Raw genomic sequence first — 12,836 nt, 5'->3', positions numbered from 1 at the left:
ACACGCCGTGAAAGCCCTCACCCCGACCCTCTCCCAGAGGGAGAGGGGAAGGGAGACCCAAGTCAGAAGGCCGCGGAGCAGGCCATACAGGAACCATCGCGGAGCGGGCTTGGCCCGGCCGCTGGTGGTGTCCCCCTGGGGGAAGGCGCGCAAGCGCCTCAGGGGGAGCCCTTTATCAAGGGGGGCCGTTCATACAGCCGGCTGCCAGTCAGCAATCAGGCTATGGAGGGATTCGGTACTCGCGGCGGATTTGATTTTCTCGCGCAGCGTGGCGTCACTCAGCAATTCGGCGATCTCGGACAGGATCTCGAGGTGCTTTTGCGTGGCCGCCTCGGGCACCAGCAGGAAAATCAGCAAGCGCACCGGCTGTTCATCAGGCGCATCGAAGCCAATCGGCTGCGTGAGCTGCAGCACCGCAGCCATGGGCGCCTTCAGGCCCTTGATACGGCCATGCGGGATCGCCACGCCGTGCCCGAGACCGGTCGAGCCCAGACGCTCGCGGGCGAACAGGCTGTCGGTGATGAGGGCACGAGACAACCCATGCAGGTTCTCGAACAGCAGGCCGGCCTCTTCAAAGGCGCGCTTTTTGCTGGTGGCATCAACGCCAACCAGTACCTGCGAGGAGGGAAGAATGGACGCAAGTCGGTTCATGGGCACGGCGCGAATTATGCTCCCTATAGGCTGAGGCTTCTACAGCCAAGCATTTTCAACGCCGGCTCCCCGCCCCAACTGCCGTGAAAACACGGCGAAATCAACTCTTATTTTCCCCGCTTCGCGAGGTGCACTGTCCCAAAAAAGGGGTTTTTCATCCTGGAATGACCCTGCGATGAAAAAGAAAGCCGCCGGGCTGCCCGCGGCGGCTTACAAGTTTGGAGTCTACAGTCTTCGCTCGTTGTTGTAACACTATCCTACATCAAATGCTTGGTAGTCGCATGATCGTGGGCTTGAAGCTTACCTTTATGACGGACTACTTGACGGTCCAGCTTGTCCATCAACTCGTCCACAGCGGCGTAAAGATCCTCATGGGCACTCTCGGCGAAGAGGTCGTTGCCTTTGACGCGAATGTTGCATTCCGCTCGTTGCCGTTTGTCCTTTTCCTTCTGATTCTCCACTGTCAGGAGGACTTTCACATCAACCATCTGGTCGAAATGCCGGGTAATCCGGTCCAGCTTGGTGGTCACGTAACTGCGCAGCGCAGGGGTGACTTCCAGATGGTGTCCGCTGATCGTCAAGTTCATGAAGAGCCTCCTTTGGCTTCTGGGTGATACAGGCCGCCGGCCGAAATGGCATGGCGGCCACGGGGAAAAGGGAGGAGCATCAATCTGCTGTCATTAAGAACCACTATGCCTGTGAAATCCGGCAAAAGCAACCCGGTACCGTCATGATGGAATGCCATAATTCCCAACTGTTTCGTTCGCCACCCCGATACCCGCCTCGGAAAGTCTTCTCAGGGCGTGTTCATGTCGAATTCGCCTTTGCGTGATCCCATCCTGCTCAGGCCGAGACAGCCCAAAGCCCACTATCGCCAAAGTCTGTTCAAGCCGAGGGAACCATGCTCAATATCTTCACGCTCATCAACGGGCGGCTGTTTCAAGAAGAAATCGAGTCGCTGGAAGAGCTTTCGAAATTCCATCCGATCTGGGTCGATCTGGAAAACCCGACGCCCGAGGAAAAACGCTGGGTCAAGCAGTATTACGGCTTGTCGATCCCAGAAGACGCGATGGACGAGGACATCGAGGAATCCGCACGTTTTTACGCCGAAGATAACGGCGAGTTGCATATCCGAAGCGACTTTCTGGTCGCCGACTGGGACGAGCCCAGCCAAGTGCGCGTGGCCTTCATCTTGAATCTCGTCAACGAGAATCTGCGCAGCCACGGCGTACTGTTCTCGATCCATGACGACACGGTGCCGGCCTTCCGGCTGCTGCGCATGCGCGCCAGACGCATGCCGGGACTCATGACCGACCCGAAAGAGGTGTTGCTCAAGCTGTACGACGGTGATGCCGAGTACTCCGCCGACACGCTGGAGAGCATCTACGATGAACTGGAGTTGGCCAGCAAGAAGGTGCTTGCCGACGAAGTGAGCGACTCAGTGGCCAGCGAAGTGCTGGCAGCGATTGCCAGACAGGAAGACTTGAACGGCCGTATCCGCCGCAATGTGATGGACACCCGGCGGGCGGTGAGCTTCCTGATGCGCAGCAAGCTGCTGGGCGCCGAGCAGTTCGACGAAGCGCGCCAGATCCTGCGCGACCTCGATTCGCTCGACAGCCACACCACGTTCCTTTTCGACAAGATCAACTTCTTGATGGACGCCACAGTGGGTTTCATCAACATCAACCAGAACCGCATCATCAAGCTGTTCTCGGTGGCCAGCGTGGCCTTGTTGCCGCCGACGCTGGTAGCCAGCATCTACGGCATGAACTTCAAGCTCATGCCGGAGTTGGACTGGCAGTTCGGCTATGCGTGGGCGATTGGCCTCATGGTCGCGAGCGCGTTGCTGCCTATGTGGTATTTCCGGCGCCGGGGCTGGTTGAAGTGAGCCCCCTGAGGCGCTCCCGAGGGGGACGCAGCCGGCGGCCTGGCAAAGCCAGCTCCGCGGCTGCTTGTGCTTGGCCTGCTCCGCGGCCTTCTGACCGAGGGGAAGGTTGGGCGGGGCCGGCCTTTCCGGTGGGGGCTTTCACGGCGCCACTTTGCAGTTGCCGCCTATCCCCACCGACGAGAGAGAAAACCTCGAAAAACATGGCTTTCACAGCGCGCTGAAATACCTTTCCAGCACGGCGGCGCTGTAGCGGCTGGCTACTTGGTCGATGAAGCGGGTGAAATCGACGTGCGCGGTGTCGTCGGCGCGGTCTGAGACAGTGCGCAGGGCGGCGAAAGGCAAGCCGTAGTCGTGGCAGACCTGGGCGACGGCGGCGCCTTCCATTTCCACGGCCAGGGCATCGGGCAAGGCCCCGCGCAGCGCAACGCTCTCGGCGCTGGTTGAGACGAAACGATCGCCACTGATGATCAATCCCTGGTGCACGCATGGAGCACGCAGGTTGAATTCCGCAACCGCCTCGGGACCCAGCGTATCAGCAGGATTTGCCAACACAGCACGAGCAGCCTCGGCCAGGGCTTGAGACAAGGCCGCATCGGCGGTGAAACGGGCGCGGCCGGTCAAAGGCACCTCGTAGCGCGGGAAAAGCGGTGAGGCATCCATGTCGTGCTGCAGGAGCTCGCTCGCCACCACCACATCCCCCACCGACACGCCAGGCGCCAAGCCGCCGGCCGCACCGGTGAATACCACCCGATCCACGCCGAAGCGCTCGATCAACGCCGTGGCGGTGGTGGCTGCCGCTACCTTGCCTACGCGCGACAGCACGGCCACCAGCTCATGTCCGTGCCAATGGCCAAGCCAGTAGTCGCGCCCCGCCACCACCTGCCGGCGCTCGTCAGGCAGACGGTCCAGCACGGCGGCCAGTTCAGGGCGCAGTGCGGCGATGAGGCCCAGGCGTGCCACGCCTCCAGCCCCCTCAATCCCCCTTGGCGGTGGCGCTGCTGTCGCGCAACTCGCGGCGCAGGACCTTGCCGACGTTGGTCTTGGGAAGCTCGGTCCGGAATTCGATCACGCGCGGCCGCTTGTAGCCGGTGAGGCGATCGTGGCAGAACTGGCGTACGGCGTCGGCCGTGAGGTTGGGGTCCTTCTTGACGATCACCAACTTGACGGCTTCGCCCGAGTGCTCATCCGGCACGCCCACGGCAGCCACCTCCAGCACGCCAGGCATGCCGGCGACCACGTCTTCGATCTCGTTGGGATAGACGTTGAAACCGCTCACCAGGATCATGTCCTTCTTGCGATCGACGATCTTGGTATAGCCGCGCTCGTCCATGATGCCGATATCGCCCGATTTGAAGTAACCGTCGGGCGTCATCACCTTGGCGGTTTCATCAGGACGCTGCCAGTAACCCGCCATCACCTGCGGGCCCTTGATGGCGATTTCACCGGCCTGGCCCAGCGGCACCTCGCGGCCGTCGTCATCCAGGATCTTGATCCAGGTGCTGGGAATCGGCAGGCCGATGGTGCCGCTGAATTCCTTCGAGGTCACGGGGTTGCAACTGGCCGAGGGACTGGTTTCGGACAAACCGTAGCCTTCGCAGATCGGGCAACCGGTTTTTTCCAGCCACAGCTTGGCAACCGCACTCTGAACCGCCATGCCCCCCCCAGGGACACTTTCAGATTTTTCCAGTTGACGGTGCCGAAATCAGGATGATTCGCCAACCCATTGAACAGCGTGCTGACCGCCGGGAAGCTATGGAAGGTGTGCTTGGAGAGCTCCTTGAGGGTGCCCGCCAGATCGCGCGGATTGGGAATCAGAATGGTCTTGCCGCCGTTGCGCATGGCGAGCATCATGTTCACCGTGAAAGCGAAGATGTGATAGAGCGGCAGCGCGCAAACGCCCGTGCTCTGCTCGCCCGCGGGAATGCTCTTCATGACCGGATCGTTCCATGCATCCGACTGCAGCACGTTGGCAATCAGGTTGCGGTGCAACAGCATCGCCCCCTTGGCGACTCCGGTAGTGCCACCGGTGTATTGCAATACCGCCAGATCATCGGGGCCGATTTCGGGCGGAGTCAGCCGCCCGCCCTGTCCCTTGGCCACGGCATCGTTGTAACGCACCGCGCCTGGCAAGCTGAACGCGGGCACCATTTTCTTGACCTTGCGGACCACGAAATTGACGATCGCGCCCTTGAGCCCGCCCAGGCGATCGCCCATGGAGGCCAGCACCACGTGCTTAATCGGCGTGCGGTCCATGCACTGCTGCAAGGTCGTGGCGAAGTTCTCGATGATGATGATGGCTTTGGCACCCGAATCCTTGAGCTGATGCTCCAGCTCGCGCACGGTGTACAGCGGATTGACGTTCACCACCACCAGCCCCGCCCTCAGAATGCCCGCCACCGCGGCGGGATACTGGGGCACGTTGGGCATCATGATCGCCACGCGGTCACCTTTGACCAGACCCAGGCCCTGCAGGTAGGCCGCCAACGCGCGGCTTTGCGCATCGGTTTCGGCATAGCTCACATCGCGGCCCATGAAGCTATAGGCCACACGGTCCGAATATTTGGCGAAGCTTTCTTCCATCAGCGCGACCAGCGAGGTGTACTGCGTCGGGTCGATATCGGCCGGAACGCCTTCGGGGTAACCGCTCAGCCAAATCCGTTCTGTCATGAGGGGGAATCTCCTGCGTGAATGCATTGAAATAACCCTCTATTGTCACGCCGACAGGTTATTGACAGCCTGTGGGCTTTCCCTAAGGGCCTGAGGAGATTCAATGAGCCTCGGCCCCGGAGGGCTGCCCGGCCGCCTTACTCGGGCTTGAGGCCTGCGTCGCGAATGTGGCGGCCCCAGACCTGATATTGGTCTGCCACGAACCTCTCGAATGCCGGTCCGAAGAGAAGGTACGGTTCAACGCCTCTGGTTTTCAGCTCTTCGATGATGGCCGGCTTGCTGAGCGTGGTTGAAATATTGCGTTGCCACCAGACCCGTACCTCTTCCGGCAGTCCGGCGGGCCCTGCGAAACCCACCCATCCGATCAGTTCCGCCTTGATGCCACGCTCGGTCAGTGTGGGCACCTCCGGGAACAAGGCCGAGCGCTTGTCACCTGTCACGGCCAAGCCTGTGAGCTTGCCATTGCGGATCAAGGCATCCACCGACGGAAGATCGGAAGCGGCGAATTGCACTTGATTGCCAAGCAGGTCTGTCAACGCCAGGGGCTGGCTCTTGTAAGGCACGCCCGTGACGCGGCCGTCGATCCCCGCCGCCCGGACGAATGCAGACCCGCCCACCTGCCCGGTGGCGGAGCCATAGCCATAGTTGAGGCTCCTTTTTCCAGCCTCGGCTACGAGTTCCTCGACCGTCTTGATCCCTGAGCTGGCATTGACCACCACCATCAAGTGGAACCGGTCGATGGCCCCCAGGTGCGTGAAGTCCTTGACCGGATCGGCAGTGGGCACCTTGGTCAACTGGGGTGCGGAGGAATGCGTGGCGCTGGAGCTGGGCATCAGCGTGTAGCCGTCGGGCGGAGACTTGGCAACCGCATTCATGCCAATGATGCCCAGCGCCCCCGGCCGTTGCTCCACGATGAACACGGCGCCTGTCCGCTTGGAGATGTCGTCCAGTATGGTGCGAGTCAGGTTCTCGATCGAGGAGCCGGCGGCGAAACCCGTGATGAAGCGCACCGGCTTGTTGGGGTATGGCTGTGCAAGACAGATGCCGGTGGAGATCAACAGCCCCAAGCCGGCAAGGAATACCCGAATCTTCATGATGTCTCCTGTTGTTTTCGATGGATCCAAGGACGATTCAAGCCCGCGAGCGCGCAGCCTCGGCGTTGCGCCTTCGATGCGCCGCGATGGAGCCCGCGCGAGACACTTTGGAAGGCAACGAGTGGCCGACGATCTGCTCCGCGATCACCGTGCACTCGATCAGCCGGTCAAGGTCAATGCCTGTGCGGACACCCATTTCCTCGCACATCTGCACCAGCTCCTCTGTGGCGATGTTGCCCGCCGCCGAGGTATTGCCGGCAAACGGGCACCCTCCCAGCCCGCCACAGGAACTCTCGAAATAGTCGACACCGAGCCGCAAACCTGCCATGGCGTTCGCGATCCCCATGCCACGCGTGTCATGCAGATGCAGCCCCAGGCGGATTTCGGGCCACCGCTCGCGCAACAAGCCCACCAGGCGCTCGACGGACAAAGGCGTTGCCCAGCCCACCGTATCGCACAACACGATGCGCGGTACCGGCAAGCCTTCGGCCAGCGCCAGCAAATCGGATACGGCGCGCACGACCAGAGAGGGCGCCACGTCGCTTTCGTAGGCACAGCCGAAGGCCGTGAATACATAACCTGCCTGGGGCTCCAGGCCAGCGGCCCGATACATCGCGAGCATATCCCGCTGCTCCGCCAGCGCCTCGGACCGGTTCTTGTTGCTGTTGCGGATGCCAAAGGTTTCTGAGGCCGAGAGAAACATCACCGGCAAACAATCCAGGGGCGTGTTCCGGGCCCGCTCGAACCCCGCCGCATTCAGGATGGTGCTTGTGTAGTACACACCGGGGCGCCTGCGAATGCCGCTGGCGACGGCCTCGGCATCGGCCATCTGGGGGACGCGCTTCGGGTTGACGAACGACACGCAGTTGATCTCCTTGACCCCCGTCTCGGCCAGCGACTCTATGAAACGGATCTTATCGGCCGTTGGAATGACCTTCGGTTCGCTCTGGAAACCTTCCCGGGGGCCTTCTTCGCAGATGGCCGCGAAACGGGGCAGATCAGACATAGGGCGCCTCCATGCCGGCTCAGCGGTTGGTCCAGCGTGGCTGACGCTTTTCCGCGAAAGCGGCCAGCCCTTCCCTGGAATCCTGCGTCAAGGCCATGGCGCCCAATTGCTGGGCCATGAAGGTCAACGCTTGCTGAAGCGTCATATCGGAAATGGCTTCCATCGATTGCTTACCCAGGCGTATGGCGGTGGGCGACTTGTCCAGCAAGCGCGACAGCAGCCAATCCAGCTTCGCGTCGAGTTCGGCGGCAGGAACAATGTGATTGAAAAGGCCGATCGCCAGCGCCTCCTGAGCGGTGATGGGCTCCCCCGTCAAGCTCATTTCCACCATCTTCCTGCGGGGAATCAGGCGCTGCAGCAACGCATCGACCTGCAGGGGAAACATGCCGATCTTGACTTCGGGCAAGCCGACGCGAGCGTTGTCTGCCGCGACGGCCATGTCCGCCATCCCCAGCAAGGCCACACCTCCTGCCATGACGTGGCCATTCACGCGCGCGACGATGGGGAGCGTGCACTGCGTGGCCTTCGTGATCAAGCGCACGAGCGGCAGATCCATGCGCGAGAAATCGCGCGCAAACTGCTGCGTGGAGGGCTGAAGATCGCCGCCCGCGCAGAACGCACGGTCACCCGCGCCGGTGAGGACGATGGCACGCACTTCGGCATCGGATTCCGCATGGTCGATGCCGGACGCCAACTCGCGCATCACCTGGTTGTTGATCGCGTTGCGCACCTCGGGGCGGTTAATGGTCAGCCACGCGACCGGGCCCTTGCGTTCATACTGAATGAGATCGAAATTAGGCATCGGATGGGCTTTCATCTAAGAACGTGTTTACGATTTCGACCAGGTGGAAGGGGTTCTCGGCGATGACGGCACCGGCCTCTGCCAATGCCGCACGCTTGGCCATCGCCGTGGACTTGTGATCGCTGACGAACGCGCCCGCGTGTCCCATGCGTGTGTGGGGAGGCGCCTGGCGCCCCACGATCAGACAAACCACCGGTTTCGTCCGGGCCGCAATGGCATCCAGCATCTGGTACTCTTTACCGCCGCCGATCTCCCCCAGCGAAACGATGACTTGCGTTTCGTGATCCGCCATGAACGCCTGGAGGTATTCGGCCGGATTCCTTCCGATGACCATATCGCCGCCCATGCTCACGCAGGTGCTCTGGCCCAGGCCGGCGCGGGTCAACAAGCGCACCGTCGTCAGGGAAAGCGTACCGCTGCGCCCCATGAGGCCCACCTTCCCTGGCATGGTGTAGTCGGGAGGGATGGAGCCTAGTGCGGCCTTGCCCGGCGAGGTCAGACCGACGCAGTTCGGACCCACCACCCATAGACCTCGTTCCCGCGCATAGGACAGCGCCCAAAGCGCATCCTGGATCGGAACGAACTCTGCACCGACCACCGCCAGCTTGAGCCCTGCGTCGGCCGCCTCGACGAGCGCATCGCGCACGCCAGCGGCCGGAACGTAGGTGGCAGCAGCGTTAGCGGAAGTCGCACGGACCGCCTCTACGACCGTGTCGAAGACAGGCACGCCATCCATCACCTGGCCGCCGCGCCCGATGGACACCATCGCCACCACGTTCGTGCCCGCCTTTTTCATGGCCTTCATCTGGTTCAGGCCGTAACCGCCGGTAGCGCCTTGAAGGACTACTCGAGCCCGCTCATCCAACAGGATTGACATTGCTTTTCGTTTTACTGGAGGTGGATTCGTCCGGCACGTACAGGTAGCCAGACACGGCGCGGGTCTGTTTGAACTTGTCCCCGCGATAGATGTTGTTGGCCGCGTAGGCGATACGCCCGGAGCGGTCGGTCATAACGCGCACGATGCGTGCGATCGGGCTGGCCATCGGGTACTGGAGATGCACGGCCTCCTCCCAGTCGGCGCTGTCCACGGTCAGGACATCCTCTCCCTTGGCCATCTCGACACCGATGGAGGCCAACAACCGGGCCAGTTTCTGCCTGCCATCCGCGCCCGCGGGCAAACGCGCGTAGATCTCGCTGGCGATACTGACCTCGTAATAGCCATAAGGAATGCCGTCCATCAGGTGCACCTTGCGTATCAAGGTATACGACTCGTATGGCACGCCCATCTTGAACAGCGCCGTGTTCAGAGGCACCTGGTGCCGCCGCTCCAGGATCACGATCCTGTGCCCCTTGGGCTCCGGAGCCAGCACCTGGAACAACCCGCCGTCGATCTCGCTCACGGACGGCTTGACGTAGGAGACCCTGCTGCCTCGCCCCCGCTCGCTGACGATCAGCCCTTCTGCGACCAGCGCCTGCAAGGCTTGCCTGGCAGTGGCCCGGGCGACAGAGTAGGTACGGCTCAGCTGCTCAACGCCCGGCACGAGCGCGCCATGCGGCCAATCACCCCGCACGATGCGGCCTTTCAGGATGCTGGCGATGCGCACGTACAGCGCAATGGCCTCGTTCTGCCCCTTGGGATCAACAGGTTTTGCGGATTCGATTCGACTCATGCCGGTGCCATATCCACTTCAAGTTCCACTTCAAGTATCAAATGGCTATTTATCTAAAGTTCCAGAATACTAGAACTTTGAGATAGGATATGCAATCCCTTGATCGATCCTGGTTGGAGAAAAGACATGCAACTCATCGAGTTCGACGGCAAAGCCTTGCTCGAAAGCCACGGCATCCCCCTGTTGCCCCGGAAGTTGCTGGCGCCGGATGAGCAGGCCGAATTTCCCGGAGACGCCATGGTCAAGGCTCAGGTGCTTTCGGGCGGAAGAGGCAAGTCCGGGTTGATCATGAAGTCCGAGGCCCATTCACTGCCGCAGACGGTGAATGCCGTGCGGGCGCGGTTGCGCGAACGCGGCGAGGCTGGCTGGGTCATGCTCGAGCAGCCCGCACAGATCACGTCGGAGCTCTACATTGCCATCACCATCGACGATGTGGCATGCGCGCCGTGCCTGCTGTTTTCATGCGCGGGCGGAATCGAGGTCGAAAGCCATCCTGAGCGGGTCAAACGCTTGCTGATCGATCCTCTCAAGGGCCTCGTAGCGTGGGAAGTGGTGCAGTTCCTGCGGGAGGCCGCGTTGGAAAAAGAGCAGATCGGGCCTGTCAGCCGCTTCGCGCTGGAGCTGTGGCGAACCTGGTGCGCCGAGGACGCCGAACTGATCGAGATCAACCCACTGGCCGTTACTGCGGACAAAGGGCTGGTGGCGCTGGACGCCAAGGTCATACTCGATGACCATGCAGAGGCCCGCCACCCCCACCGGTATCGCCTGGTGTCGTCTCAGTTGACTGACAGGCAGCGTGGCGAATCGGATACGTTTGTGGAGATGCCCGGAGATGTCGGTCTGCTCACCGGCGGGGCAGGCTTGGGAATGACCGTCGTCGACATGTTGGCCGACGCCGGCTTGCGCGCGGCCACGTTCGTCGATGGCGCGGGCGGACGCGAGGCAGCTTACGAGGAGAAGGCGCGGCGCGTGCTGGAGTGCGCCGATCGCCCGAATATCAAGGGTGTCCTGATCTACTTCACACTGGCGGCCACGTCGCTGGCCCCTATCGTGCGAGGAACGATCAAGGCGCTGCAGGAACATCCCGTGTCCAAGCCTGTCGTGGTGGGCATCGTCGCCGCCGCGGCGGCCGAGGTGGAAATGAGCGCGGCCGAGGCACGCCAGATCTTTGTCGATGCTGGCTTCATTTTCCGCGCCGAACTGGACGAGGCCATTGCCGAACTCTCCCGCCTCATCAAGGCCGTTGACTCACCTGCGTAACGTCTCGGAGAGCGCGTTCACTCAATCGCCTTGGCGATATCCTCGACCACCTTCTTGGCGTCACCGAACACCATCATGGTCTTGTCCATGTAGAACAGTTCGTTGTCCAGGCCTGCATAGCCGGCGGCCATGGAACGCTTGTTGACGATGACCGAACGCGCCTTGTAGGCCTCCAGGATCGGCATGCCGTAGATCGGCGTGCCCTTCTGCAGCGCGGCCGGGTTCACCACATCGTTCGCGCCCAAAATGATCGCCACATCGGCCTGGCCGAACTCACCGTTGACGTCTTCCATCTCGAACACCTGGTCATAGGGCACCTCCGCCTCGGCCAGCAGCACGTTCATGTGCCCCGGCATGCGGCCGGCCACCGGGTGGATGGCGTACTTGACGTCAATGCCTTTCTCGGTAAGCTTGTCCACCATTTCCTTGACGGCGTGCTGCGCGCGCGCCACGGCCAGGCCGTAGCCGGGCACGATGATCACGCTGTCGGCATTGCTGAGCATGAAGGCCACGTCGTCCGAGCTTCCGCTCTTGACCGGGCGCTGCTCCTGCGTGCCGCCGCTGGCCGCCGCGGCGTCACCGCCGAAGCCACCCAGGATGACGTTGAAGAACGAGCGGTTCATGGCCTTGCACATGATGTAGCTCAGGATCGCGCCCGAAGCCCCCACCAGCGAGCCTGCAATGATCAGCATGCTGTTGTTGAGCGAGAAGCCGATGCCCGCCGCCGCCCAGCCCGAGTAGCTGTTAAGCATGGACACCACCACCGGCATGTCCGCACCGCCGATGGGAATGATCAGCGTGACGCCGATGATGAAACCCAGCAGGCAGACCAGCGCGAAATCAAGCCAGCTCTGCGAGTGCCAGAAGCCGAAAATGAAGAAAATGGCCGCCAACCCGAATACCAGATTCAGCCAGTGCTGACCTGGGAACACCACGGGCGCGCCCTGGAACAGGCGGAACTTCGATTTACCGGAAAGCTTGCCCCAAGCGATGACCGAGCCGCTGAAGGTGACCGCGCCGATGAATGCCCCCAAGGCCAATTCGATGCGGTTGCCGCCAGGAATCACACCACCCACACCGTTCACCGGATGATCCGCGATGCCGAAGGCCCAGGGCTCGACCACGGTGGCGCCAGCGATCAGCACCGCCGCCAGGCCGATCATGCTGTGGAAGAACGCCACCAGTTCGGGCATCTTCGTCATCTCGACGGTCTTGGCGCGCCAGGCGCCATAGCCGCCACCCACCACCAGGCCCAGCAGCACCCACACGAGACCCAGGCCGGAACCGGACAGCTTGATGATCAAGGCCGCCGTGGTGAGGACGGCAATGGTCATGCCAGCCATGCCGAACAGGTTGCCGCGAATCGACGTGGTGGGGTGGCTCAGCCCCTTGAGGGCTTGAATGAAGCAGACGCTGGCAATCAAATACAGCAACGTGACAAGGTTCATGCTCATGGCTTCACTGCCTCCTCTTATTTGCCAGCCGGCGCTTCAGCAGGCGCCTTGCGTTCTTTTTTCTTGAACATCTCCAGCATCCGGCGCGTCACCATGAAACCGCCGAAGATGTTCACGGCCGCCAGGGCCACCGCCGCCACGCCCATAGCCTTGCCCACGGTGCCTTCGGTGAGCGCCGCCGCCAGCATGGCGCCCACGATGACAATCGCCGAAATGGCATTGGTCACCGCCATCAGCGGCGTGTGCAATGCGGGCGTCACGGTCCACACCACGTGGTAGCCCACATAGATGGCCAGCACGAAGATGATCAGGTTGATGATGGTCGGGGACACGATGTCCATGCG

General features: G+C 62.0%; 12 protein-coding genes and 1 pseudogene. 2 read left to right on the top strand and 11 right to left on the bottom strand.

What is annotated here, in order from left to right; genetic code table 11:
- Positions 1 to 189 precede the first annotated feature (189 nt).
- Both WJU18_RS02650 and hpf read right to left on the bottom strand, forming a co-directional pair.
- On the bottom strand, positions 190 to 651 hold the full coding sequence (locus WJU18_RS02650; RefSeq protein ID WP_423458629.1) for a PTS sugar transporter subunit IIA: 462 nt from the start codon (positions 649 to 651) through the stop codon (positions 190 to 192).
- Positions 652 to 908: 257 nt separating this feature from the next.
- A complete protein-coding gene (gene hpf / locus WJU18_RS02645; protein ID WP_423458627.1) occupies positions 909 to 1,238 on the bottom strand; it encodes a ribosome hibernation-promoting factor, HPF/YfiA family in 330 nt (109 codons plus the stop codon).
- 314 nt (positions 1,239 to 1,552) lie between these two features.
- Here hpf and corA point away from each other — a divergent pair, with 314 nt between their 5' ends.
- Positions 1,553 to 2,539, top strand: coding sequence for a magnesium/cobalt transporter CorA (gene corA / locus WJU18_RS02640; RefSeq protein ID WP_423458626.1), 987 nt, complete (start codon positions 1,553 to 1,555; stop codon positions 2,537 to 2,539).
- Between the two features lie 207 nt (positions 2,540 to 2,746).
- On the opposite strand, the gene WJU18_RS02635 is transcribed toward corA, so the two are convergent.
- The 7 genes and pseudogenes from WJU18_RS02635 to WJU18_RS02605 form a co-directional block, all read right to left on the bottom strand.
- Positions 2,747 to 3,499 (bottom strand): 5'-methylthioadenosine/adenosylhomocysteine nucleosidase, encoded by a 753-nt coding sequence (locus tag WJU18_RS02635; protein WP_423458624.1) that lies wholly within the window; start codon positions 3,497 to 3,499, stop codon positions 2,747 to 2,749.
- A gap of 13 nt (positions 3,500 to 3,512) precedes the next feature.
- A pseudogene (locus WJU18_RS02630) lies at positions 3,513 to 5,206 on the bottom strand (long-chain-fatty-acid--CoA ligase).
- A gap of 137 nt (positions 5,207 to 5,343) precedes the next feature.
- The gene (locus tag WJU18_RS02625) at positions 5,344 to 6,300 is read right to left on the bottom strand and encodes a Bug family tripartite tricarboxylate transporter substrate binding protein (protein WP_423458622.1); all 957 of its coding nucleotides are present in this window, start codon (positions 6,298 to 6,300) and stop codon (positions 5,344 to 5,346) included.
- 37 nt (positions 6,301 to 6,337) lie between these two features.
- On the bottom strand, positions 6,338 to 7,306 hold the full coding sequence (locus WJU18_RS02620) for a hydroxymethylglutaryl-CoA lyase (protein ID WP_423458621.1): 969 nt from the start codon (positions 7,304 to 7,306) through the stop codon (positions 6,338 to 6,340).
- 19 nt (positions 7,307 to 7,325) lie between these two features.
- Positions 7,326 to 8,108, bottom strand: coding sequence for an enoyl-CoA hydratase-related protein (locus tag WJU18_RS02615; protein ID WP_423458620.1), 783 nt, complete (start codon positions 8,106 to 8,108; stop codon positions 7,326 to 7,328).
- A complete protein-coding gene (locus tag WJU18_RS02610) occupies positions 8,101 to 8,985 on the bottom strand; it encodes a succinate--CoA ligase subunit alpha (protein WP_423458619.1) in 885 nt (294 codons plus the stop codon). The genes WJU18_RS02615 and WJU18_RS02610 overlap by 8 nt, the downstream gene beginning before the upstream one ends.
- Complete coding sequence (locus WJU18_RS02605) at positions 8,966 to 9,778, bottom strand: GntR family transcriptional regulator (RefSeq protein WP_423458618.1); 813 nt, start codon at positions 9,776 to 9,778, stop codon at positions 8,966 to 8,968. The genes WJU18_RS02610 and WJU18_RS02605 overlap by 20 nt, the downstream gene beginning before the upstream one ends.
- A 126-nt stretch (positions 9,779 to 9,904) precedes the next feature.
- On the opposite strand from WJU18_RS02605, the gene WJU18_RS02600 reads away from it, so the two are divergent.
- Positions 9,905 to 11,038: an ATP-grasp domain-containing protein gene (locus WJU18_RS02600; protein WP_423458617.1), complete on the top strand. Its 1,134-nt coding sequence runs from the start codon at positions 9,905 to 9,907 to the stop codon at positions 11,036 to 11,038.
- Positions 11,039 to 11,055: 17 nt separating this feature from the next.
- Here WJU18_RS02600 and WJU18_RS02595 read toward each other — a convergent pair whose 3' ends face one another.
- Together WJU18_RS02595 and WJU18_RS02590 are read right to left on the bottom strand one after the other, a co-directional pair.
- The gene (locus tag WJU18_RS02595) at positions 11,056 to 12,492 is read right to left on the bottom strand and encodes an NAD(P)(+) transhydrogenase (Re/Si-specific) subunit beta (protein ID WP_423458616.1); all 1,437 of its coding nucleotides are present in this window, start codon (positions 12,490 to 12,492) and stop codon (positions 11,056 to 11,058) included.
- Between the two features lie 17 nt (positions 12,493 to 12,509).
- The gene (locus WJU18_RS02590) at positions 12,510 to 12,833 is read right to left on the bottom strand and encodes an NAD(P) transhydrogenase subunit alpha (RefSeq protein WP_423458615.1); all 324 of its coding nucleotides are present in this window, start codon (positions 12,831 to 12,833) and stop codon (positions 12,510 to 12,512) included.
- Between the last annotated feature and the right edge of the window lie 3 nt (positions 12,834 to 12,836).

It is taken from the genome of Ottowia sp. VDI28 (genome assembly GCF_049532675.1).
Lineage (GTDB): Bacteria > Pseudomonadota > Gammaproteobacteria > Burkholderiales > Burkholderiaceae_C > Ottowia.
Note: the sequence above shows the minus strand (reverse complement) of the source record. Positions and strands in the feature narration are given on the sequence as shown.